Origin of the sequence: Bradyrhizobium sp. 41S5 (assembly GCF_011516665.3) — a bacterium.
Taxonomy (GTDB): Bacteria; Pseudomonadota; Alphaproteobacteria; order Rhizobiales; family Xanthobacteraceae; genus Bradyrhizobium; species Bradyrhizobium quebecense.
The window spans coordinates 1101139-1123415 of sequence record NZ_CP083721.1; the positions used below are offsets into that span (position 1 = coordinate 1101139).

Below are 22277 nucleotides of genomic sequence, written 5' to 3' on the forward strand. Positions count from 1 at the left end.
CAGGTCTGGACGTGCGAAGTAGTTGATGAGGCATCAGGCCGCTCGCGCACGCCGCTTCTGACGAAGATATCGGGTGATCTCCGGCAAATCCATCGCGTTCAGGATCCGGTCCGCCGGCACGCCGCCCTTGCGAGCCATCTCGATACCCCTGTGTATGTGGTCGAGCTGGGGAGCTGACTGCTCGTCCGAATTGATGCTCATCATACAGCCGAATTCGAGCGCCGCTTGGTGCCAGCGCAAATCAAGGTCGAGTCGCCATGGATGGGCGTTGATCTCGATAACCACGTCATTCTCGACGTCGATTTCGTAACCTGGCCGCCGCTTGAGCTGTCGCCCGGTGAACGCAAGCAGGACAGCGGCCGGCCGTCGAAATTTTGAAGAATTCATCGGACGGAAAGCGCAAGACGTAGCAGGGCAGCCCCCAAGTTCTTATTGCCCACCGCGATGCACGATCTCCGCAACCGGATCGGAATCTTTCGCAGAGCGGATACCTGTTTTCATGCGAACTTGTAAAGGACGCTCGTTGTGACGTCGCTATCACCAGTCCAGAGAACCATCACAACGGACGCGGTCGGCTCTACTGGTGTGCCCGCTGAGAATTCAAAGCCCCAGCTTTTGCTTGATCAGCGTTATCCGTACCGCGCGGTTCTCACCCGTCCAGCGCGGTTCGTTGCTGAATCCGAAGTGGTGCAGGCCAAGGACTTCATAGTCTTCGGAAAGGACGGGCGAACCCGAACTGCCACCTAACGTGTCGCATTTGTGCCCCAGATCGCTCTGCGATTTGCGCCCATCGGCCAGGAGCGTCGTAATCGAACAATCGAGACGCGAGACCTGTTTCGGTTCGCCGGCTGGATGCTCGACCACGATAACGGGCTCGCTTTGAGAAGGCTCTCTGGAGGCTAACTTCAGCGTCCCCCACATCAGGCCAGGTTTCCCGGACAGCTTCAAGAGCGCGAAATCGAGATCCGCGTCCGAGGAGATCAATTGCTCGCATGCATATCGCCGGCCGGGACTGGTGGATCCAGTATCGGTATCTTCATATCCGAAGGTGGAAGCGGCGGTCTCGCAAATCGCGGCGGAATTGACGCAATGTTCGTTGGTGATGAACTGGTCTTCGGAGATCAGAAAGCCGGTGCAACTATAGGGGACGTCGTCGGCGATAAAGGTGAGCTTTCCGACCGCTCGTCCCTTGTCGTAGAGCGCGGGCAGGTCCTTCTTGTATTTTATGATGGCTTCGCGGTCGTCAGGTATGGTGATTGAGAAGGGAACACCCGACGTTCTCTGGAAAACGTATTTGTCGATCGTGAAAGTGAGGCCGACGGGACGTTTTCCTGAAATCTCGACGCGCGCAAGACTGCTGGGAATCGGCACCGACCAGAACGACGATTTGGCGGAGAACTCGGCCTTCGTGAACGTTTGCACCACGGCATTGTTACGGTCGAACACGCTGACGACGAAATCCTCGCTGGACTTGTCTTCAATGCCGCTGAAATGCAGCCGCAAAAATCTGCTGCCCGGTCGTTCGACGGTACGTGCCCAGACCACGGTGCCTGGAACCCCGGCCTCGGTTTCAAACGACGCTTTCAAGTCGAGATTTGCGCCGCCTCCTTCCAAGAGGCGCTGCGCATGCGCCGGTATCGATAGTAAGGCAGTGAAAGCGAAACAAAAGGTCAACAGGCGCCTCAACATCCGCGCTCCTCTAATTGATGGACGAAACGTACTTGTCAATGTCTTTTACGAAAACCTGTACGGATTGAACGCCGGGGCCTGCATCTGTTCGATCGAACGTGACCGTTTGGCCGACACCGTCCAGGACCAAATTGTCTTGACGAAGTAGCGCGGTCTTGGAGTCGCTGCGGTCGAAATTGTAAAACACGATAAACTTGTCGTCGCCGGCTGCGTGCAACGCGCGGATCTCGGTCGCTTTGAACACGTAGGGTTTACCTGAGACCCTGTGCTTGAACGATATGCTGTCTGCTGCGTTCAAGGTGCCCTTCATCGGTGGTGGATCCGGCGGATCGCTTTTCCTTTTTAGCCTCGCGTTCCTATAGTCGAGCACACACTCCGCATTAATGCGGCCACCAAGGAGTTGGTTTTCGAATTGGTCGACGAAGTCGGAACACGCTATGAACCGGTTCTTCACCTCGATGGGATCAAACCGCTTCGCCGAAAAAAGAAGGGATGCGATCGCTGTGACTTGCGGCGCGGCCTGAGAAGTCCCTGAAAGGCGGCCGTATCTGTCGTAAGAGATCGTACTGAATACACCTTCTCCAATCGCACCCACATGAATTTTGGTCCCATAGTTAGTCTTCTTGTTGTCGCCATCGGCGAGCAACTTTGGAGGTGTTTTGGCGTCGAGAGCCGCGACCGAAATTACGTTGGGCAAATCGAAGCAGGCCGGCCGCACATCGCATATGTAGCTAAGCCGTTCGCCTTCGTTACCCGCTGCCACAACGAACAGTATGCTGTTGGCGCTCTCGAACGCCTCACCAAGATGGTCGATGATCTTGATGTCCTTGAAATAGCCCCAACTGACGTTGACGGCGACGGGAGCATCCGTCGCGGCCAATTCGTCAATCGTGTTCTTGATCTTTTCGACGTTCTCTGGATCTTCCGTGTTCAGATCGACCTGCCTCACCAGCACTTTGGCGTATGGGTTTAGACCAAGGACGCCGTTCACAGCGTCCCGCGCACCGATGATTCCCGCGACATGCGTGCCGTGGTCGAAATCCGGATTGGCGGCGTCGTCCTGGCGGTCGCATGGATATTTCGGCGCGCCGGCCCGCGGAGGCGCATCGATGTTTACGATGTCGTAGTTGGCCGGCACGGCGAAAGCGCAATGTTCTTTATCGACCCACTTGTCCAATACGGCAACATTGAGCTTTTGCCGCATGTTGTTCGGATATTCTCCCATTGTCTTCCATGGGAATTTGATCAGGTCGACCAGTTTCGCGTTCTGGAATTCCGTGGGCGTTATTTTCTTTGTGGTGAAGGGGCTCGCGATCAGTTTGCCGATCAGATTCTTGTCCAACGAGCGGATAGTCGTTTCGATGTTGCCATTGACGCCGTTTGCGATGGAGGATTTTTGGGCTTCGCTGGCCGGAAACTGCCGGAGCTTGTAGTACGCTTCGTTTGATCCGCTCGTATTTCGATTGTCGAGTGGTTGCAGAACGGGACCAGAGCCGTAGGGATTGCTCTCCAACTGCGTCTTTTGCTCGGCGGCAGTGGAAAGGTCGACCCGCGATCGCACGCCAAGGACAGGTAGAGAAATTCTTCCCCCGAATTCCGGATCGAACAAAGTGTCCTCAGGGACCTTCGCGTTGAATTTCGCGATACGGCTCCTGCAACTATCGTCAAACTCCGCGCATCCACCAAGTTCGTTGACAACCACATCCTTGATCAGCGTCTTCGGTAATTTGTCATACAGCACCCAACGTTGAGTTCTCTCCAGGCGGGCATCCGGGAGCAGTAATGTGCCGTCGATAGGGAAATGCCATTTTCCCGGGGAAGGAATGTATCCTGACACGTGCGTGGTGACCGCGCTCAGCTGCGAAGGTGGAACGCTATCCTTGACCCTGGAGCAGAGGGGAACGGGGCTTACGATCGGACTCTCGTTTAGATCGCAGACCAAGCTATCCATTTCGAGCGAGAGCTTGTCGCCGAAAAGCAGGTTATTCTGCCGAAGAATTGAATCGAGGCTGCGACCTTCCGCAGCCACCTTTCGCACCGACAGGCGCCCTGTGTTTACGAGTGTTAGATAGAGATCAGTGACCTGCTTATCGAGTTCAACCAAGTTCTTGTTCGTGGAAACGAAAAGAACGGCGGCCGATTCCGATGTCTCCGGAGCCTTGCCGGCATCGCTGGGCTTCAAGAAATCCGATGGCGCTTTTACGGGAAGTTCACCCGCAATGGTCCTCGCTATCGATAGCGCGACCAGCATCGCGGATCCGATGGCTCCCCGCACGATCGGTAGCGGAAATCTTCGGTGTTGGCTGCCGCGAATAAGGGGGGCATTCGTCATCTCAATGAGCCTAAAACAATAGTTGGGCCCTTTACCGATGGGCAATCTATGGTAGTATCAGCGCATAATATGCCTAACGCATTTCTTGTAAAGCAGGACCTGGACATTCGCTCGCCGATCGATACGGGATCGCAGCACGCGATCGCGCTCGGGCTGGCACAGGATCGATAGCAATCTTATTTTTTAGCGAGGAACATTCGTGGCCAGCAGCTGGAGACGAAGATTTCTTTCCACCGTTTTCTGCTTCATTGCCGCGCAATGCCTCGACCCCTTCGAAGCGCGGGCGGACGATATTCCCCTTCCAAAGGCTTACGTCGCGCTAATAGCCAGTACTAAGGCGCTGTTGGCATCCAGCGATGAATTCAGCGACATGCAGCGGACGACCGAGAGACTAAAAGTTATTCGGATCGAGTTTGCGACGAAGCTTCGCGCAGCGGCTGGGACGAGCAAGTTCCAACTGAACGGACTATCCGATGAAAGAAAGTTGCTGTGCGATCCGCGCGTCTCGCGCCTGACGACATTGGCGCAGTCAAATTACCTGAAGTCCCTGTTGTCGCAGCTTGATGAAACTAGCAAGCAAACGAAACCCGACGGGCTTCTGTCGGCTGTGAAGCTTTTGTTTGCCAAGTATTCGATCGATGGCTCGGCGAAGGCGCTCGATCCCGCGATGTTGTCCGCGCTCGGGGATAGGACGCGCGGTCGGTGCGAACAGGACATAAAGGGGTTCGACGTTGCTTACTACGGGATCGAAATAAAGCCCACGTTAGCTGCGGGGCCTACTGAATCGACCAAGGAAGCCGAATCGACTGAATCGATCAAGGAGGAAAGTTTCCCTGGCCTGGCGGCGCTGGGGCCGCTGGGTGTGCTGATAGATACCTTTCTCAGCACGATAGAACCCGTCATCATTGGCGCGGCCGCGATCGTGGATGAAGCAAAACGCGAACAAGCGGTCCAAGAGTTTCTCAACTCTCCCACAAACCAGGCGAACCTTAAGAAGTACGGTGAGCAAATCGGCGCTGCCGCATCGCGGTTCAATTGGGATAAGCGGCTCGAGCGGGCAGGGCAGTTCGTGGAAGGTGTCCGGCTCCTACAGACGAACGAGATTGATCTTTCGAAGATTGATGAATGTAAGAATTTGAACGGTGCCAGTCTTCCGCGAGCCGATAGCGGCGCCCCTAACGCGGCGTTCATGCTCTGTTGGAAGAAGGCGTGGGCCCAACTGGAGCCGCTCGTTCTATCGACGCTCAAAGCCGGCGCAGACTATGATCAGCTGGCGGACGCCGGAGATAGCGCGACCGCCCTCAACGGCTTCAAGAAGGTGACGAGCGACTTGAGCGCGATTTCCAACAACGCGATCACGGATCCGGCCGTGCTCTGGTCGTTCGTAACGCAGGTGCTTACCTTCGCGACGACTGTTCAGACCGCATTCTCGCAGGAGAACCGCGATAAGCTCCACAAGGCGATCGATGCGGTTGTGAAATCGCAGTAATCGTTGCCGGCGGCGAAGAGATGCTAGGAGAGGGGCGGGATGTATGCTTCGATGAGCCGCTTTGTTGCGGTGGTGGGGCTGTTTCTCTGGTCAGCTCATGCTGTTGCCGCGACGTGTGGCCAGGATCTGGGGCAAGGCTGGACCAAATGCGACCGCGAGTGGTGGTACACGGTATCGCAAGGTTCGCGGTTGTTGCCGCTCGACTGGATGCAGGCGCTTGAGATTCCCGGCGCCACGGACAAGGTGCTGTCTAAACCGAACATAGTGAAGTTCAACTACCTGCCGAATGACAAGGTGGATGGGTTGCCCGTCGGATTCGCGATCGACAAGGGGGTGACTGGCCATGCGCCGGCTATGTGCCGCACTTTTCCAAGCTTGTGCGCTAACGGAACGATGGCACGGCCTTGGGTTGGCATGAACTGCTCCGCATGCCACAGCAACGAGATCACCTATAAAGGGAAAAGTCTCCGTATCGACGGCGCGCCGTCTCTCGCCGATTTCCAAGGGTTCTTTGAGCAAATTCTGGCGAGTTTGACGCAGACGCGGTCCGACCAAGTGAAATTCGACAGATTCGCGAAGTCGGTCCTTGGAACGCAGGTCAATTCCGCGGCAGTCGCCAAATTGCAACAGGAGCTCGACGAGGTCATAGCTTGGGAAACGCGGCTCGCGAAGAAGAATGACGCTCCAATTCGCTACGGCTTTGGAAGACTCGACGCGCAGGGGCACATCTTGAACAAGATCGCGCTATCCGTGGGCGCGGCGGATCCGCTCATCGATACTCCGGCAAACGCACCGGCGAGTTATCCGCATATCTGGAACGCGCCCCAACACGATCTCGTTCAATGGAATGGTATCGCGCCGAATAGGACAGAGTACTCGATCGCGGGCCTGAAAACCAATGTCGGTGCGCTGGCGAGGAATACGGCGGAAGTCATCGGCGTTTTTGCCCAGATCGACTCCAACAGCAGCGACTGGCTTGGCGGCTATTCGTCGAGTCTTCAGCTGCAGAACATGGTCGACATCGAGCGGAAGTTGGGGATGCTTCGCTCGCCCAAATGGCCCGAAGATATGCTGGGGCGGATCAATGCCGAACTCCTGCCTCGGGGCAAGCAAATCTACGAGTCGGCTTGCTCTGGTTGTCATACGGTCATCGAGAGTAATGACCTGAAGACGAAGATCACGGCCGACATGAGATCGTTGTGGTCGTCCGGGACCGATCTTGCGCTCGCCTGCAATTCATTCTTCCATCGATCGAAGTCCGGGGACGTTGTAGGTCGGCCTACTTGGGTCGTCTTGGGGGAGCCTATCAAGTCTGAGGATTCGACCCTTACTCTGCTGAAGCACATGACCGCGGGCGCGATCGTCGAACAGCGCGGCGAGCTCGCCAAGAAGGCGCTCGCCGACCTGCTGACGCCACTCAGCCCTTTCCGGGAGTTTTTCGAGCAGTCTGTGACCACCGGTGAAATTGAGTTTCTGCCTGGTGTGAGCGACGCGGAGCTCAAACAACGCGCTAAAAGGTGTCTCCTGGAAGCAGGGCCAGACTTCAAGCAGAAAAACTTGGCTTATAAGGCGAGGCCGTTGAACGGTATCTGGGCGACGGCTCCCTTCTTGCACAATGGGTCCGTGCCAACACTTTACGATCTTCTCCTGCCATCAACTGTGCGCAATACGATTCGACCGGGAGAGACAGGTCCCGCGAACGGTCAACCGGTTCGTCCCGAGCTGTTTTACGTCGGTAGCCGCGAATTCGATCCGGTGAGGGTCGGCTTTGTCCAAATGCCGAGTGAGTCTCAGTTCAAGTTCAGAGTCCGAGATGATGCGGGCGTTCCGATCATGGGTAATTATAATTCGGGACACGACTACGGCACTCAAATGAATGAGGCGGACCGCCGTGCCTTGGTTGAGTACTTGAAGACGCTTTGATTACCTCCTTAGCTTTGGGAGGACGGTTAGAGAGCTGACGTTTAAATTGTCGGTCGGAAGGAGCGAATTCCATGCAAGGCACGCCGACGCTTACAAGACCGTCGATGAGGCGCGGCATATCTCGGCGCCGTGCTTTACGAAATTTGGTATCGAGCGGGCTCGCATTCGCGGTACTGCCGGACCTAGCCATAGCGCAAGAAGTCCCCGACGATTTCAATGAGGCTCTCCTGCGGTTTACCCCGTCTGTGGTGGAGGCGACGCGCGAGTACCACGATCAAGAGTTCATTCCGGCCGAGCTCGGACTTGAGCGTCAGCCGATCCGGGCGCGAAAGTCCGACACGGAGATCTCTTCCAAAGCTATCCAACTGATTATCAATAGCGAGGTCAGCGGTGAAGCGGCATACAAGAATGCTTATCGAAGGCCGACTTGGCCCGAAGGTCGTTCGGGCATAACGATTGGGATCGGGTATGATGTCGGGTACGTCGACGCGTTTTCCCTCGAGCAAGATTGGAAGGATTATACGTCAGCGGAAAACATAAAGCTCCTGAGCAACTGTTGTGGCAAGGTAGGCGAAATCGCGCACAAACTGATGCCGGATGTGCAAGCTGTCGTCATCGACTATGAGCCAGCGAGGGACGAGTTCTTAACGAACGAAAAGAAAAGATATGTCGGCTTGACGGAGGACTCGTTGCCGAACAGCAAATTGCTACGGCCTGACTCGCTTGGTGCGCTCGTCTCTCTCGTCTACAACCGGGGAGCTTCCTTCAGCATACCACCGGAAAGGGACCCGGAGGGTCGATACGCCGAGATGCGGGCGATCAAGGCACATATGGCGAACAAGGATTGGAAGAAGATTCCGGGCGAGTTACGTTCGATGCAACGGATCTGGAGGGGGACGGGCCTCGATGGCCTGCTTATCCGGCGCGAACTCGAAGCCAGACTCTTCGAACAGGGAATGCCAACGGGCTAGGTCAGGTTGCGGTCGAGTATGCGAGCATCCTTTTTTTCGGTCCTAAAGCCGTTTCTCTGGCGAATGCAACTCAATCTGCGGCCAAGTTGCCGTTCGATCGTCATTCTTGTTTGCGCGCTTGGTGGGGCGACCTACGCATCCGATCAGTCTCAGCAACAAGACAAGGAGTCGCTCGGATCGCCGCCCACTGCTGGCTATGAACAGATCGAGAGATTTGCAAAGCAGTCGCCCTTCTATCGCGCGTCGGAACCGGTCGGAGAGATTGTTGTAACTCTCAAGGATGGTTCGAGCCTTCCGCGATGCACCGGGATCGTGCTGAGCGAAGACGTCGTTCTTACCGCTCGCCATTGCTTTGATAACGTGGAATTCGCGATGACGGAGGTAACGTTCCTTTTGGACTACCGGACAGTTTATTCCGGTGTACCGCACAAAATGAATCTTAAGCCGCGCGAGGTCGGTAGGGCTCAACAGGACGATTATATGCTCCTGAGCGCGATTGATCGTTTTGACGTCTCGAAGATTAAGATACCGAAAATCGGCGATGACCCGTATCCGAAGCAGGATCTCATCATCTATCATCATCCTGTTGGACAGAGCCTTATGATTTCACTTCAAGGATGCCGGGCGGCCGTTGAGCCGACTGATGGCGTGGCTCTGCTGCATTATTGCGATACGGATAAAGGTAGTTCGGGGGCTCCGATCTTGGACCTTGAGTATAACCTTGTGGGCATCCACGTGAGTGGCGGTCGACGTCCAAAGGAGGAAGCCAGCACCAACCGCGGTCTACTAATCTCCGAGGTGTCGAAAGCCAGTCCCCTTTTCCGTGAGGTGATGGCTCGTCAAGCAGGTTCTAATCGGCCCACGGTGGCCGTTGCGCCTCCTACGTCGACCAAGACTTACGTTTTCAACGACGGGAAGAAGATCACTGTTGCTGATGGCAAGTGGTTCTACTCGGAACGGGGCGGGGACGATCTTGGTAAGAACCTGACGCCGCAATTGGGCGGCGGCGCATCGCAGATACTGTGGGACTCGACCACAGACTCTTTGTTTGAGATCCCAAAAATCGGAGGGCCTGTTCGAATGAAACACGGGAATGACGAATGGCTCGCCTTCGGTACGGTTTCAGTTCGATGAGACGACCTGATGCTCCTCCATCGCGCTGTCTCTATCTGACGCTCGTCATGACAATTGCCTTGATCGCTGTCGCGTCAGCGGCCCCGACAAAGGCTGAACAAGTTGGACCGAATGACTATTTGTTCAAAGGAAATATCAAGGACACGGACCTGCCCCCTGGATTGTCGAAGCGTCCACCTCCAGGCTCGAGCGCCGAACAGGTCGATGAAATTCTAAAGGCCCAGCCGAACATCGTCCTCGATGGTGCGACATTGGAGATCACGGCGCCAGCGGCCGGATCGACGCGCACACTTATGATCAACACTCTCGAACTCCGTAATGGGGCCGCGATCAGATTGCGTGGGACGAGCCTAGAGCTTGATGCGCATCTTTTGGTCTCGGACGGTGGAAAGTTTGAAGGGTTCTCCAACGCTGATGATTTTCCAGCAGTCGCGCCGGACGGTCAGGCCGGCATGACGGGCCTTAGCGCGGGGACACTCGTGCTGGAAACTGCGATCAACCGCAACGACCTCGTGTACGTTTCCCTTGGCGGTCAGAATGGTCAGCCGGGCGGGAAGGGGTTGAGAGGAACGCAGGGGGCGAAAGGGCCGCGAGGTGATAACGGCGCGGATCATCTCTTCGATTGCGCTCGCGGCGGCGGCTCTGGCGGTACAGGGTCTCGAGGCGGCACAGGTGGGACCGGAGGAAGGGGAGGTTCGGGCGGAAACGGTGGCAAGCTCATTTTGAGGGGGCAAGTCGCGGCGCAGCGGTCCCAAATAACGTTCACCGCGCCGGGTGGTCATGGGGCCAAGGGTGGTCTTGGAGGCTCGGGAGGACCCGGTGGTCCTGGCGGCGACGGAGGAGGGGGCACTACTTATTGCCGCGGCGGTGCTGCGGGCAATCCGGGTGTAGAGGGTCCAAGTGGAGAAGAGGGGCCCAATGGCGAAGAAGGTGAAAGAGGCTCGATCTTTGCCGGATAACCCAGTTATGGTCACCCTGGAGCGCGTTTGCTGCTATTCGATAGCCAACGCCCGCGAGGTCCCGAGCAGGCGCGGTCATCCAGGTGTCGACCTCTTCGGCGGTCGTTAGGATCAGTAGCCTTCGCCTTCCGATGGATTGGGATGACTTCGGCATTCGCCTCCGTCGTAAGGAATCCGTAGAGACCGTTGGTCGTGTCGCCTTCGTTGACCTTTCGGACCGAGTCCAATTAGCCCAAATGCCGGCAAAGCAGGCGAGTGCCGGATCTCTTCCACACGAACTAAGTGCCGCCGCCTTCAATGTTGTAGTCGCTGTAGCTATTGAACGGCACCACCCAGTGGTGCTCCCGACCGAGCCAGCGCGTCCAGCGCTTCGAGTTCACGTTTCGGATGTTAGTGGTGCCATTGTCCACCCACCATGTGTGGGGCGGCGATGCAGCTGGCGAAAAAGGGGCGGTCTATTGCCTTGACGCGAGGCAAACGCTGCCTTGGACAGCCAGCTGCCAGCCAGTATTGAACTAATGTGGCAACCCTGGATGATACTGATTTTATTGTATTTTTCGGCCCGGCGATCTGTTTTTGTGTGGCACCCTTAAGGGGCGCCGCGATGCATCTAACACAATCATGTATGGTCGTCGCGGTTTTGTTGCTTGTGGGATGATCTCCGAGAGACGCGCGGCGGAAGTGGTGGGGACCTTGCGCCAAACGAGAATTGCGAAGAAGACGAACTCGCCTTCGTCTCATTGCATCCCAAACAGCTGGTCTTAACCAGCGGGGTTCGCAAGCGGTTGCGGCCACCGGGAAAGGTCCATGTCAAGGTGCAGACTCGACGCGGCGAGAAGTTCCTTAATTTCGTGCAGGGACTTCCTTCCGAAATTGGGCTTCCGGAGCATCTCGGCTTCGGACTTTTGCACCAATTCGCCAACGTAATTGATCCCGTCGTTCTTCAGGCAGTTCGCCGATCGCACGGACAGTTCGAGTTGGTCTATGCGCTCCAGCAATTTGGCGGCCTGCTTAGACAGAATCTCGATGTCCGACGGGGGCCAGCCCGGGATCGCCAGGCCGAGATGCAGCCCGAATTGCGCCAGGACCTCCTTCAATTCATTGAGCGACTTGCGTCCGAAGTTAGGGATGCGGAGTAGTTCGGCCTCGCTCATCCGCGCGAATTCGCCGAGAAAACGGATGCCTTCGTTCCGCAGACAAAGGTATGTCCGGACCGAGAGCTCCATCTGTTCGATATCTCGGTAGAAGTGGACCGTCGTCGGGATTCCGACCGGTGGCGCATAGGGCGGTGGATCGAGTGCGGGCGGCGGAGGCGGGCTCCATCCGAATTCGTACTCGCTCGCCCGCCACGACTTGGTGCCGTCAGCGCGCTGCGCCTCGTCGAGCAGGCCGGTCAGCGCCTCGAGCGCGATCCCGAACCTGCAATTGACGATCTCACGCCCCTTCTGGCGATGGCCCTCCTTGTTGTACATCCGAAGTTGGCGGTAGCGCTTGAGGGCGCGCCGGGCGTCATGCTCGATCCGACCTCCCTCGTCGACCCACACGTAGTACAGCAGGACCCAGTCCGCGATGCCGCCGTACGCTGTCCTTCGCAGCCGCCGTTCCTGCTGCAGGATGTTCACGGTGGTGCCAATCTTCAACACGCGATGGGAGAGCGACCCGGCGATGTAGACGTAGCCGGGGTCGTAGTATCTGTCGCGGAAGGTGTCCGACCAGTCGGTCATGGTCGATCTCAATCGTGGAGGTGCGATGCCGGTATCCTAGTCGCGCTTGGATCAGAAAGCGGTGACGTCAATGGAATGAGTTATTTCGGGGAATTTGTACTCGCTCCTCCGCACGATCTCCACCGAAAGGAGCGCTTTCGGGGAGGATGGGTACGCGAGCCATGAAGGCGGAAGAAGACGCTACTCCACTTGCCGCCCAGTATCATCGTGTTTCGTCATTGCGCTGATATTACTTGGTCGGCCCGAACTGCCAGGTCGCAGTACGCGGGGCGCGGCACATGATCTTGGCCTTTTACAGAAGCAGTTCCGCGCCAGCTGCCGCAGCGAGACCTCGGGCTGCGGGCCATGGGCGTGAGGTGTCGCCGTCGCGGCAGCTGGGATTAGCAGCCTTGGAGGTGCTGAGGGCAACATCGAACGCTCATTCAGGGCACCCATCAATGAGCTTCAAGCCATGGCCGGCGAGCGCTTCCTGCAGTAAAAGCACCTATTCAGCGTGGGGGCTATGATGAAGGTGATCTTTGCGGCGGTGGCGGCAATCGCGTTGAGCGGAGTCGTCCGAGCAGCTGACGACGTGACCGAGGAGCAGACTCGGGGAGTAGTGCGGGCGGTGTGCTTCGCCGGTCGCGTGGGGATGAAGATCACCGAGGTGATGGAAGACATGCATCTCACCAAGGCGAACTTCCCGCAACGGTTCAGGGACATTTGGGAAGGATGTCGTCAGGAGTCGGTCAAGGACCTCTCCTGCTACCCCTTCACGATCAACGGCAATGACCGGACGATCTTCCTGCCAGGTGATCAGCCAGCCGATGCGCGCATCGAGCCGCTGACCGCCGATTGCAAGGGCCGCATCGGCCGCTGGCCGATCTGGAAGCCGGCGAGGGAGGACAAGGCTGAGACGATGCGTATGGGGATTTTCTACGCGAAGAACCCGCCTGGCGAATTGCCGGAAGGCGCTTCGCGCTGACAGGAAGACAGGGCGATGAAAACAATCGGATGGCTCACGGTAATTGCTGGCCTGCTCATCGGCCTGCTTGGCCTGTTCGTGCTGGTCGTCACTGTGATCATCTGGTTTAAGTTTGGCACCTGGAGCCCGCTTGGTTTGAACGCCTTGTGGGGCGGCGGTGACCTCTCAACCGATTGGGTCGGCCTAGACCGGTTGGCCAAGATGTTCCACAACTTCCCGATCGGGATGCTGATCTTCTTCGCAGGCCTGGGCATCGTCCATCTCGGCATCAGCCTGGTCGAACGGGCCGACTGGATCGCGACGAAGGAATGGCGAAGTCGCATTAGCCAGTGAGTAGCGAGCGAACCGCGCTTACCTCGCAACCGTTCCGGCTGGTCACCATATTCGCTGCCTGGATTTCATAGGAGTTCCATATGTCGCTGAGCAATGAGTGGACGGACTGGCACCTGACCCCGAAGGGCTGGGAGCGCGGTACCGAGAAGGAGGACTTTCGGACGGTCGAGCGTGAGCCGCCGCCCGATCGCGTCAAGACGGTTCGCTGGCACGACCGCCTGTCGTCCAGCTTCTCCAAGCCCGACCGGTATCACAGCGAGATCTGGGTCTCGCCCGACACGGCGGCGATCGCAACCCTGGTGGCTAAGTTCGGAGACCCGCCGAGCAACCTGTAGATTGGCGCCGCCGGTAGCGAGGGCTTCGCCCTATTTCTGCAGGCATGGCATCTTGCTTTCTTCCGGGTACTCGCATGGGTGCATGACCTTGTAGCGGTAGTCTCGCTGCGGCAGCCCGCTGTCGGGGGTCGAGGTCACGGCAACGAATATCCCGACCGCCACGATGGCTACGGCAACGCAGCTCAGTCCGGTGACGTCGACCCGGGTCAGGCGATCCCGCTTCACACGGCACCTTGGCCGAAGGCGACGTTCGAGGACTACAGCATCGTCGCCGAGCAGCTCGAACTGGCCGGCAACCGAGTCGACTGGGAGGCCGAGAAGTTCTCAGACGAAGAGGTCGACGCCTGCGAATAGCGGCGAGGGCTTCGCCCTGAAGAGTCCCAGGTACGCGCCGACTGCCGCAGCGAGACCTCGGGGCTCGGGGCCGTGGGGTTGAGGTCTCGCCTTGTGCGGTAGTTGGGATTCTCAGCCTTGGAGTGCTGAGGATCTGATCGAATGCCCTTTCGGGCCGTGCGTCAATGGCCGTGGGTAGCGAGGGCTTCGCCCAAGACAGTCCCAATCAGGCTGCGACGGCCGGCAGGGCGCGCCCTGGTCTCAAAGCTGTGCTGCGTAAGTGGCCATTGGGAAGCGCTTGCGGTATGACGGAGCGCGCGGCCAGTCGCCGCCGACCCTGATGGAGTTTCAACAGTGAGATTGCACCTCGGGATCCTTGCTGCATCTGCGGTTTGCTCAAGCTTGGCATTTGCCGGAAAGCTGGATCTGTACGGCTTTCAGCCGGGCGAAAGCGAGGAGCAAGCGATGCAAACAACAACGGTCATCTGTTCGCCTGGCGGTCCTCAGACGACCAAGGGCATGATCGAGCCCATTGGGCAGAAGCTCTGCAAACATCGAGAAAATAATGGCCAGGTTGACCTGTACTTCGCCATGGACCTACCTGGGAGACCGCTGGTCAGGGTCAGAGCTATCGTTTCCGGCATGTCAGACCGACTGCAGGATGCGGTGACAGAGCAGTACGGCGTCAAGCTAAAGCCCATCGGGAAACCCGGGACGCTCACAGCAGGTACGTTCGCCGACACGCTCTCCAATGGAACGACGCTCGAACTCCAAACGGGTATGTTGTCGTTGACGGATTATCGATTGATGGAGCAGGCCCAAGAGGCAACGCGGCGCAAAAGCATCCAGCAAAACCCAGTGCCGAAGTTCTGAATTGGCGAGACCGGAGAGTGCCTGCGGCACGAAGAGTCCAAGTTCCGCGCCGGCCGCCATGTCGATCAGCAGGACGAAGTCCGCCGGTGGTGAGCGCTCCGCGCTCCCTTACTGACCAGGTGGCCTGCGGAATGGGATCACGTCACCGTCCGCCGCCCGCACCACCACCCGCGCCAGCTCCATGACGTCGAAGCCGAGGTTAGCCACAGCTTCCGCGACACCTTGACGATCCATCTCTCGAACGATCGCCTCGGCGATCTTCATCAGTCGGGCCATCTCGGCAGTGTGGTCGATCATGGGGCATGGTCTCGGTGAGACCGAGAGCATATCGACGGCGGGCGTGGGTAGCGAGCGCTACGCGCTGAGGACAGTCACATCTGCGGCCGTGAAGCCCCAACGCTTCCAGTCCGCCTCGGGGACCTTGATCTCGAGTCGCGGCCCGTCGCGTTCGATGGTCGCGTTGTCGAACAGGTCGATGTGCCGCCAGCCGGCGCGCTGCCGCTCAGACGTGATCCGCTTGATGGCCGCCTTGATGGTGTCGACCGTGGCCGCGGTGACCGGCTGGCCGTGAAACTGCTTCCTCAGTCCCTCGATCAGGTCCTCGACTAAGGCCTCGGCTTCGATCAAGGCCTGCGAGGGCTTCGATCAAGGCCTGCGAGCGCTCGGCGCTGATCTCACTGACCCGCAGCCCCCGCGCCGCGGCGTGCTTGAGGGCGGGGGCCTTAGTCTCCTTGATCGAGCCGAACGTCAGCATTGAGCGAGCCCGCCGCAGGGAGTCGCCGGACCTTGTCGCACACCTCGTCCCCTTCTCCGCTCGCTTTGTCCAAGACCTCACGAGCCGAAGAAGCCAGAGAAGACTGCGATGTCGCCGCAGGTGTAGTCGTCGAAGTGCGGGTTCCATATGCCGGTGGTCATGCGCCGACACCTCTGCCGGGGCGACGCAAGCGACCGAGTCTCGTCGAGCCGTAGCTTCAGCACCAGCTCCCGACGCTTGTCGGTCCGCCTTGTCTAAGCGCCGCCATGCGGGCCGCTTCGGAGTTGGCTGACCCTCGAACGGGATGAAGTCGGCCGCGCACTCGGCTCACGAGGCGACCGGTCTGCCAACAAGCCATGGCGGCTGCGCCACCAGACGCCTGCGCCCAGCTCGCACTCGCGCATGCCTCGCATCAAAGCGCGGCAGCATCCGCTCGGCAAACTACCAATCCGTTGGGGCCCCGGCAGTCCTGCGACATAGCTGTGGTCCGGGTGTTGGTAGCGGATGCCGCACGCGCAGCAGAGGCGGTCCTAAGCGACCGCCTTGCCCGAACTGCCCTCGCGCTCTAGTCGGGACTTGATCATCTCGTTGATCTGGCGCGTCGAGTTGACCACCCTCAGGCGGTGCTTCAATTCCGCCAAGGGCCACCTTGTGAGCAACTGCACGAAAGCAAGGTTGGCAAACGACGACGTTGCGGTGGTGATGCTCTGAAAATCCAGCTCGACGACAGCATCCCGCCGCGCCAGTGCGGTGCACAGGGCGTCGTAAAGGCGGCTGCCTTGCTCGGCAGTATCTGCGCGGCCCGAAGTGCGAGCTACTACTATACGCTCTCGCATTTTCATCACCATTCGAGGTCTTCCCGGTCATCGGGAAGGCGTTCAATCGTATCCGTTCTGAGCACAATGTCGATAGTCGTCCCCGGGCAGAATCCGACGTTCGGGACGATGAACGGGCCACCTTGGGGCGGGAACCGAACTATCGCATTGAGCGAGTAAATCGAGACAGTTCCGCCGTTAACCTTGACGGCGTTGAGCAGGTAGGCAAGGCCGATCCCTTGGTTTCCGGGGGTCGTCTTGGTGGTGAACCCGGCCTCGGTTGCCTTGATGATGGCCTGCGCGTCCGACAACTGCGGCAACTTGGTCCGGACCCGGCCGGGGATGCCGAGCCCCATGTCCGACAACGATATGTAGACCAAGGACTCCCGGGGGAAGTGCTGCGCGCAGATGGTGCCTATGTCGAGCTGGGTGTGGTCCTGAATATTGTTGAACAGCTCGGCCACGCAGTTTTTGAACATGTAGAGCGACGAGGGAGAGATCGACAGCCGCGAGACAAGCCAAGGAACGAGGTTGTGCTCTAGCCAAGCGTGGGAATTCTGGTGGGCGATCCGCATCAGCGGCTGCGTTGTCGACCTCGGCGATGCGTCGGGGCGGAGCTTCGCCCCGCAATGCTGTTCGAAGAAAAGCGAGTCGTCCAAGAACCTGACCGCGTCACCATTGCCGCCGACGTTGACGAGTGTGATCTTGGTGCCCTTTGCCTGCATCCACGCGAACAGGTTGCTGAGAAACACGATGCCCGCCGGTCGGACAAAGCCGAGATTGCCGAAATCGATGTTGACCTCCGGCGGCCATCCGTTCACGGCATGCGCCGCGAGATCGGCTGCAACCTTCGACAGGGACAGTCCATTGAATTGATACGGCAGCCTTACAATCGGCGCAGGCAACACGACCTCGAATCGAGCTTTAAAAACCGCGGTAGTATAATCGTGACTCAGCAACCTGCGCCAGCGCATTAGAGAGGGAAGGGCTTGCGCAACACAAGTGAAAACACCGGGCCGAACCTGACTGCCTCCGGCGTGGTGGCCACCTTGATCACGGTCGAGGACAGCATAGCAGCGCTCTCTGTTGACTTTGACCCAAAGCGGCCTTGACCTTCTGGCTCCGAGAGGAGGGCGCTCTTGGTGTCTCCCGGCGGCGAGGCGGCATGCTGGCGATCGGCCCGATGTCGCGCCGTGGTGGCAACGGTCCGGCAAGCTGCATCGGATCAAAGCGTGGCGCTAACTGAGCACGTGACGCCGCTCAAATGGCCATCCAGCGGCTCGCGTAGCAGGTGGTCGAGCACATCTTGTCGGTCAACAGTTTTGTAATGGTTGAGTCTATGCTTCTTCGAAGAAATCTTCATCCAAGCGCCTGAACTCAATGGTTCGGCTCGTTCGAACTCCAATGCCGTGCTCGATCATCAGATCTGCGAGACTCGCGCCGTCGAGAAGGACGACGCGCTGCGAAAGATGCTTCACAAAATCGCGTGCCTGAGCGCTGAAAGTGGAGGTGGTGACGAAAACACCCTTGCTTGCGCCGAGCCCTACAAGGCTGCCCACAAAAGCCTGCACGTCCGGCCGACCAACTGCATTCCCGGCCGCGTAGCGCTTGGCTTGAACGTAGACGCGATCGAGCCCAAGCCGATCCTCATTGATCACGCCATCAACGCCTCCATCGCCAGATCGGCCAAGCTGAGCGGCGGCGTTCTTATGCGATCCGCCGTATCCCATAGCGACGAGGAGGTCGACAATTAATTGTTCGAAGAAGGCTGGACTGTTCTTCGCTATCCTATCGAGGAGGTCGGCGCGAAGGGTGCCTTCAAGAGTTTGATAGGCAGCCTCTATCTGCTCTTCAGGCGTCGTCGTCGCGGTGTCGGTCGAGCCCGTCCCGGAGGCTGTCTCTGCGGTACTCGATGCCGGACCCTCATTTCGATAGAATTCTCGGAACTCGGGTTGCTTCATCAGCACGGAGACATCAATCCGAGTCGGCTTCTTGTCGAGCAACGCCTTGCCAGCTTCAGTAGCGGAGAACCGTCCGCGTCCCGGGGAACTAAGGAATCCTGCTTTGGTCAGGTAGAATTTGGCCCAATGGATACGATTGTGCAGAATGCGCTGGCGCCCACTCGGCAGAAGCTTCTGCCTCTCCTCCTCAGTCAATCCAAGCCGGTCCGCGAGAAGATCGACTACGTCGGCGACGCGCTGCTCACCCTCGCTTGCAAGCTCCAGCACCGGCAGCATCAGGGTTTGGTAATCTGGGATAGCCATGTCACAAAAATCTCAATTGAAAGTCGTGTTCCGTTGTAAGGCACCTAGGTCCTGATGAAAACACGATCGATCAGGTCCGAAAGGCTATCACAGCGGTCGGTGGTCAGCGGGGATTGTGGCCGACTCCCTCTTGCGCCTGCGTCGACAAGTCGACAAAGTGTTTTTCATGTCGACTCAGGCAAATGAACGAGATCGTAAGGGCACCCGGCAGATAGTCGGCATCAGCCTCTCGCCGGACATGGCGCGAGAGGTAAAGGCTGAGGCTGCGCGTCGCGGGATCAGCCTTCGCAGATTGTTCGAAGAGCTTTGGGCACTCTACGAAAAGAACAAGCCGACAAAGGCAGCACCATGATTGCGAGCGAGAGCGAACTAGCGGCACTTGCCGGTGCGCTGATCGGCAAGGCCAGACTTCCCGCGCCGGAGCGCCGTCTGGTGCTGCCGTCCGTCAAGGTTTCGCGTGAAGAGCTTCGGCAGGTCCGGACTCTCATTCGCGCCGGTCAGGACCCGCTCGGCGACTATTTCAGTGAGGTGCGCAGTTCGGAGGCCCGTCGCGAGCAGGGTCAGACCTACACCCCCAACGCGATCGTTGACGCAATGGTCGCTTGGGCCGCAGCGGAGGCTGTAGGCCCTCGGCGCGTGGTCGATGCTGGCGCCGGCAGCGGTCGCTTCCTCATGGCTGCCGCCAAGGCGTTCCCCGGAGCTGAGCTGATCGCGGTTGAGGTTGACCCCTTGGCAGCTCTCATGGTGCGCGCCAACGCGACCGTGCTGGGCTTCGCGGATCGCCTCACGATCGAATCCATTGACTATCGTTCGCTTGACCTGCCGCCGATCGACGGCCCCACGCTCTTCATCGGCAACCCCCCTTACGTCCGGCATCATGAGATCGGCCCCAAGTGGAAAAGCTGGTTCTCGAATGCTGCCCGAGAGTTGGGATTCGAGGCGAGCGCGCTGGCCGGCCTGCATGTCCATTTCTTTTTACGCACGCGGCAAATTGCCAAGCCCGGAGATTTCGGCGCGTTCATCACCGCGGCCGAGTGGCTGGATGTGAACTACGGCAAGGTGCTGCGTCGGATGCTGGCCGATGGCTTGGGCGGCACGGCTCTGCACGTCATCGACTCCAAGGCGCTTCCGTTCAATGGAACGATGAGCACCGGCGCGATCACGTGTTTCCGGGTCGGTCATAGGCCCGATCAGTTCACCGTTCGCCATGTTGACTCCATTCAGGACCTGATGCCGCTTTCGGCTGGCCGCAGTGTGCCGTGGAGCGAGGTCGCAGGCGCTTCACGTTGGTCTATCCTGGTGCGAAATACGCCCCACGTTCGCCACGGAGAGATCGAGTTGGGCGAACTCTTCCGCGTCCACCGCGGACAGGTAACCGGCTGCAATGAGGTTTGGATTGCAGGCGACGAAGCGGCTGATCTGCCGGCGCGTTTCCTGTTCCCTTCGATCACCAAGGCGAGAGAGCTGCTGGCTGCCGGAGAGAACCTCACCACTGTCGCCGGGCTCCGCAAGGTCATTGACCTGCCAGTCGATCTGGACGAGCTGAACAGCGACGAGCGCCGCAGGGTTGACGCCTTTCTCGCTTGGGCGAAGCAGGCGAAAGCACACAAGAGTTACGTCGCCACGCATAGGCCCGCTTGGTGGTCGGTCGGGCTCAAGCATCCGGCCGCGATCCTCTGCACCTACATGGCGCGGCGTGCGCCGGCATTCGTGCGCAACCGAGCGAAGGCGCGGCACCTCAACATCTCGCATGGCCTTTATCCGGTGCAGCCATTGTCTGACGGTGTGCTCGATGCCATCGCCAAGCACCTCCGCGAGACGGTTTCGCTCGCTTCCGGTCGGGTCTACGCGGGCGGTCTGGTGAAGTTCGAACCGGGCGAGGTCGCCCGCCTGCACATTCCGGAACTGGCGTCACTGGACGTGCAATGACGGTCTCCAATACAAGCCCGACGCCGCGGGTCTGGACTGATATAGAGCTGGCTGAAGAGGCACAGAAGGCCCTTGAGGAGTTTGTTGATCGCCGACTGGCTGAGCCGGGCGGGAAATATCTTGCACACATCAAGGCGCGGCGCTCGGCGATCTTGAAGCTGTTCAAGAGGTTGGCCGGCGTTGATCCCAACAACCCTGATGCGAAGATCGTCCAAAGCGTGCTGCTCGATGAAGAGCTGTTCGATGCATTGCGCTACGTGACCGGACCTCCCGTCTCTGAAGACGACCTCGGTGTGCTAGTCACGCGCAAGATCGAGGGCATCAGTAAGACCGAGCTGGCAGGGAACAACGCCCTGCCGGTCCAGGTGCTGAACCTAATCTGCAAGCTGGCCGATCCACTTCGCTTCCCCTGGGTCGCAGCGAAACGACCACCGACGCGGCGCGAATTGGCGTCTGCGATTGCCATGACTACCGCTCTGCACGCGACCCAGTCCCTCCAGACCGAGCGTCGCGGTCATGGCAAGGTCGTCGAACAAAGGTTGGTGGCACGCCTAACAGAACTCGGCTTCGTGAAGGTCACCGGGTCGAAAAGCAAAAAGAAGGACGTGACCACCGCGACCAATTTTCCACCGAAAGGACGGATAACACAGCCGAGTCATCATCCGACTTACCCCCACTTCTATGGCGAGTGCGTGGTCTACAGCCGCAAAGTGGACCTCTTCATCGCTCTTGCCACGGGCCGCATGGTGGCGCTTGAAGCCAAGGATTCCAGCTCGGGTCTCAACAGCACAAAGCGACTGTTGAACGACACCGCCGCGAAGGCGGAGGCATATCGGAACGAGGCAGGGAAAAACATCATCAGTGTCGCGCTGCTGTCTGGCGTGTTCAAGCTCGCCGATCTGCAAACCGCTCAAAAGCGGGGTCTGTATTTGGTGTGGGCGCACGACATGGATGGCTTTATCGACTGGATCAAATCGCAGGCAGCATAACGCCGATCGGGCGCAGCTCTGCCGCAGCGACGAGCGCCCCGCCCCATGCCGGGGGGATGCAGAACACACCCTGCTCACCCCCTCCCGACAGACTGAAATTGTAAATACCAAAAGATGCAACCTATAGTTTATTGACGCGGGCCGGGGGATGGGGTAGTACAAAACAAGAACATGGGCGGGCACCAAGCGCCGCCGTCTGTAGTTTTTGAAACGCCTCGCGGCTCTGCTGTGGGGCGTTTTCCATTTCGGAGAACGAGAACCATGGCGAAGATCGATCCAAACTCCAAGTTCGGCACGATCACCTCATATCGAATTTCGCAAGGAACCCGGGCCGCACTTGACGCAGCAAGTCTCCGGCTAGGAGTCAGCCGGTCACGACTGATCGATCAGGCGATCATCGCCTACCTGGTAGCCGAGGAGCGCTCCGCAGCAAAGTAGACCAAAAAAGGAAAAGCCCCCGGCGTTGG

The 22277-nt window shown here is 58.7% G+C and carries 20 protein-coding genes and 4 pseudogenes; 13 read left to right on the forward strand and 11 right to left on the reverse strand.

What is annotated here, in order from left to right:
• Positions 1-33: 33 nt before the first annotated feature.
• From HAP47_RS05190 to HAP47_RS05200, 3 genes and pseudogenes are all read right to left on the reverse strand, one after another.
• A pseudogene (locus HAP47_RS05190) lies at positions 34-339 on the reverse strand (DNA polymerase/3'-5' exonuclease PolX); the annotation flags it as partial.
• 261 nt (positions 340-600) lie between these two features.
• Entirely contained in the window at positions 601-1689 is a 1089-nt protein-coding gene (locus HAP47_RS05195; protein WP_173639151.1) for a trypsin-like serine peptidase, read from the reverse strand.
• A gap of 10 nt (positions 1690-1699) precedes the next feature.
• The gene (locus tag HAP47_RS05200) at positions 1700-4021 is read right to left on the reverse strand and encodes a S8 family peptidase (RefSeq protein ID WP_173639150.1); all 2322 of its coding nucleotides are present in this window, start codon (positions 4019-4021) and stop codon (positions 1700-1702) included.
• A 199-nt stretch (positions 4022-4220) separates the two neighbouring features.
• Here HAP47_RS05200 and HAP47_RS05205 point away from each other — a divergent pair, with 199 nt between their 5' ends.
• The 5 genes from HAP47_RS05205 to HAP47_RS05225 all read left to right on the forward strand — a co-directional run bounded on the left by HAP47_RS05205 (position 4221) and on the right by HAP47_RS05225 (position 10497).
• Positions 4221-5510: a hypothetical protein gene (locus HAP47_RS05205; protein WP_173639149.1), complete on the forward strand. Its 1290-nt coding sequence runs from the start codon at positions 4221-4223 to the stop codon at positions 5508-5510.
• Between the two features lie 39 nt (positions 5511-5549).
• Positions 5550-7433 carry a di-heme-cytochrome C peroxidase gene (locus tag HAP47_RS05210; protein ID WP_173639148.1) on the forward strand — a complete coding sequence of 628 codons (1884 nt, stop codon included), beginning with the start codon at positions 5550-5552 and terminating at the stop codon, positions 7431-7433.
• Between the two features lie 71 nt (positions 7434-7504).
• Complete coding sequence (locus tag HAP47_RS05215) at positions 7505-8404, forward strand: hypothetical protein (protein WP_173639147.1); 900 nt, start codon at positions 7505-7507, stop codon at positions 8402-8404.
• 63 nt (positions 8405-8467) lie between these two features.
• A complete protein-coding gene (locus HAP47_RS05220; protein WP_173639146.1) occupies positions 8468-9538 on the forward strand; it encodes a trypsin-like serine peptidase in 1071 nt (356 codons plus the stop codon).
• Between the two features lie 47 nt (positions 9539-9585).
• The gene (locus tag HAP47_RS05225) at positions 9586-10497 is read left to right on the forward strand and encodes a hypothetical protein (protein ID WP_173639145.1); all 912 of its coding nucleotides are present in this window, start codon (positions 9586-9588) and stop codon (positions 10495-10497) included.
• Here the strand turns inward: HAP47_RS05225 and HAP47_RS05230 are convergent.
• From HAP47_RS05230 to HAP47_RS41525, 3 pseudogenes are all read right to left on the reverse strand, one after another.
• Positions 10388-10904: pseudogene (locus HAP47_RS05230) on the reverse strand (SOS response-associated peptidase family protein); the annotation flags it as partial. The gene HAP47_RS05225 and the pseudogene HAP47_RS05230 sit on opposite strands and share 110 nt — an antisense overlap.
• Before the next feature lie 354 nt (positions 10905-11258).
• Positions 11259-11492: pseudogene (locus HAP47_RS05235) on the reverse strand (DNA-directed RNA polymerase subunit alpha C-terminal domain-containing protein); the annotation flags it as partial.
• A gap of 144 nt (positions 11493-11636) precedes the next feature.
• Positions 11637-12221, reverse strand: a pseudogene (locus HAP47_RS41525) (DNA-directed RNA polymerase subunit alpha C-terminal domain-containing protein); the annotation flags it as partial.
• Positions 12222-12723: 502 nt separating this feature from the next.
• Between HAP47_RS41525 and HAP47_RS05245 the strand changes: the two are divergent.
• The 5 genes from HAP47_RS05245 (at position 12724) to HAP47_RS05265 (ending at position 15059) form a co-directional block, all read left to right on the forward strand.
• Complete coding sequence (locus HAP47_RS05245; RefSeq protein WP_231168766.1) at positions 12724-13185, forward strand: hypothetical protein; 462 nt, start codon at positions 12724-12726, stop codon at positions 13183-13185.
• Positions 13186-13200: 15 nt separating this feature from the next.
• Complete coding sequence (locus HAP47_RS05250) at positions 13201-13518, forward strand: hypothetical protein (protein WP_173639142.1); 318 nt, start codon at positions 13201-13203, stop codon at positions 13516-13518.
• 80 nt (positions 13519-13598) lie between these two features.
• Positions 13599-13853 carry a hypothetical protein gene (locus tag HAP47_RS05255; RefSeq protein ID WP_173639141.1) on the forward strand — a complete coding sequence of 85 codons (255 nt, stop codon included), beginning with the start codon at positions 13599-13601 and terminating at the stop codon, positions 13851-13853.
• Between the two features lie 78 nt (positions 13854-13931).
• Positions 13932-14207, forward strand: a complete 276-nt coding sequence (locus HAP47_RS05260; protein ID WP_173639140.1) for a hypothetical protein — start codon at positions 13932-13934, stop codon at positions 14205-14207.
• A gap of 333 nt (positions 14208-14540) precedes the next feature.
• Positions 14541-15059, forward strand: a complete 519-nt coding sequence (locus HAP47_RS05265; protein ID WP_173639139.1) for a hypothetical protein — start codon at positions 14541-14543, stop codon at positions 15057-15059.
• Between the two features lie 108 nt (positions 15060-15167).
• Here HAP47_RS05265 and HAP47_RS05270 read toward each other — a convergent pair whose 3' ends face one another.
• The 5 genes from HAP47_RS05270 to HAP47_RS05290 all read right to left on the reverse strand — a co-directional run bounded on the left by HAP47_RS05270 (position 15168) and on the right by HAP47_RS05290 (position 18892).
• The gene (locus HAP47_RS05270; RefSeq protein WP_173639138.1) at positions 15168-15356 is read right to left on the reverse strand and encodes a hypothetical protein; all 189 of its coding nucleotides are present in this window, start codon (positions 15354-15356) and stop codon (positions 15168-15170) included.
• A 57-nt stretch (positions 15357-15413) separates the two neighbouring features.
• Complete coding sequence (locus HAP47_RS05275) at positions 15414-15686, reverse strand: hypothetical protein (RefSeq protein WP_173639137.1); 273 nt, start codon at positions 15684-15686, stop codon at positions 15414-15416.
• A gap of 657 nt (positions 15687-16343) precedes the next feature.
• Positions 16344-16661, reverse strand: coding sequence for an STAS-like domain-containing protein (locus HAP47_RS05280; RefSeq protein ID WP_173639136.1), 318 nt, complete (start codon positions 16659-16661; stop codon positions 16344-16346).
• Positions 16655-17533 carry a hypothetical protein gene (locus HAP47_RS05285; protein WP_173639135.1) on the reverse strand — a complete coding sequence of 293 codons (879 nt, stop codon included), beginning with the start codon at positions 17531-17533 and terminating at the stop codon, positions 16655-16657. Before HAP47_RS05285 ends, HAP47_RS05280 begins: the two co-directional genes overlap by 7 nt.
• Before the next feature lie 432 nt (positions 17534-17965).
• Positions 17966-18892 carry a restriction endonuclease gene (locus HAP47_RS05290; RefSeq protein ID WP_173639134.1) on the reverse strand — a complete coding sequence of 309 codons (927 nt, stop codon included), beginning with the start codon at positions 18890-18892 and terminating at the stop codon, positions 17966-17968.
• Positions 18893-19240: 348 nt separating this feature from the next.
• Here HAP47_RS05290 and HAP47_RS05295 point away from each other — a divergent pair, with 348 nt between their 5' ends.
• The 3 genes from HAP47_RS05295 to HAP47_RS05305 all read left to right on the forward strand — a co-directional run bounded on the left by HAP47_RS05295 (position 19241) and on the right by HAP47_RS05305 (position 22248).
• Entirely contained in the window at positions 19241-20821 is a 1581-nt protein-coding gene (locus HAP47_RS05295) for an Eco57I restriction-modification methylase domain-containing protein (RefSeq protein WP_173639133.1), read from the forward strand.
• Positions 20818-21810, forward strand: a complete 993-nt coding sequence (locus tag HAP47_RS05300; RefSeq protein WP_173639132.1) for a XamI family restriction endonuclease — start codon at positions 20818-20820, stop codon at positions 21808-21810. Before HAP47_RS05295 ends, HAP47_RS05300 begins: the two co-directional genes overlap by 4 nt.
• A 261-nt stretch (positions 21811-22071) precedes the next feature.
• Positions 22072-22248 (forward strand): ribbon-helix-helix domain-containing protein, encoded by a 177-nt coding sequence (locus HAP47_RS05305; RefSeq protein WP_173639131.1) that lies wholly within the window; start codon positions 22072-22074, stop codon positions 22246-22248.
• Positions 22249-22277: the final 29 nt, after the last annotated feature.

Coding starts and splice junctions, on each gene's coding strand:
- HAP47_RS05195 (WP_173639151.1), bottom strand. CDS start 1,689: ATGTTGAGGCGCCTGTTGACCTTTTGTTTCGCTTTCACTGCCTTACTA.
- HAP47_RS05200 (WP_173639150.1), bottom strand. CDS start 4,021: ATGACGAATGCCCCCCTTATTCGCGGCAGCCAACACCGAAGATTTCCG.
- HAP47_RS05210 (WP_173639148.1), top strand. CDS start 5,550: ATGTATGCTTCGATGAGCCGCTTTGTTGCGGTGGTGGGGCTGTTTCTC.
- HAP47_RS05215 (WP_173639147.1), top strand. CDS start 7,505: ATGCAAGGCACGCCGACGCTTACAAGACCGTCGATGAGGCGCGGCATA.
- HAP47_RS05220 (WP_173639146.1), top strand. CDS start 8,468: ATGCAACTCAATCTGCGGCCAAGTTGCCGTTCGATCGTCATTCTTGTT.
- HAP47_RS05225 (WP_173639145.1), top strand. CDS start 9,586: ATGACAATTGCCTTGATCGCTGTCGCGTCAGCGGCCCCGACAAAGGCT.
- HAP47_RS05245 (WP_231168766.1), top strand. CDS start 12,724: ATGATGAAGGTGATCTTTGCGGCGGTGGCGGCAATCGCGTTGAGCGGA.
- HAP47_RS05250 (WP_173639142.1), top strand. CDS start 13,201: ATGAAAACAATCGGATGGCTCACGGTAATTGCTGGCCTGCTCATCGGC.
- HAP47_RS05255 (WP_173639141.1), top strand. CDS start 13,599: ATGTCGCTGAGCAATGAGTGGACGGACTGGCACCTGACCCCGAAGGGC.
- HAP47_RS05270 (WP_173639138.1), bottom strand. CDS start 15,356: ATGATCGACCACACTGCCGAGATGGCCCGACTGATGAAGATCGCCGAG.
- HAP47_RS05280 (WP_173639136.1), bottom strand. CDS start 16,661: ATGGTGATGAAAATGCGAGAGCGTATAGTAGTAGCTCGCACTTCGGGC.
- HAP47_RS05290 (WP_173639134.1), bottom strand. CDS start 18,892: ATGGCTATCCCAGATTACCAAACCCTGATGCTGCCGGTGCTGGAGCTT.
- HAP47_RS05295 (WP_173639133.1), top strand. CDS start 19,241: ATGATTGCGAGCGAGAGCGAACTAGCGGCACTTGCCGGTGCGCTGATC.
- HAP47_RS05300 (WP_173639132.1), top strand. CDS start 20,818: ATGACGGTCTCCAATACAAGCCCGACGCCGCGGGTCTGGACTGATATA.
- HAP47_RS05305 (WP_173639131.1), top strand. CDS start 22,072: ATGGCGAAGATCGATCCAAACTCCAAGTTCGGCACGATCACCTCATAT.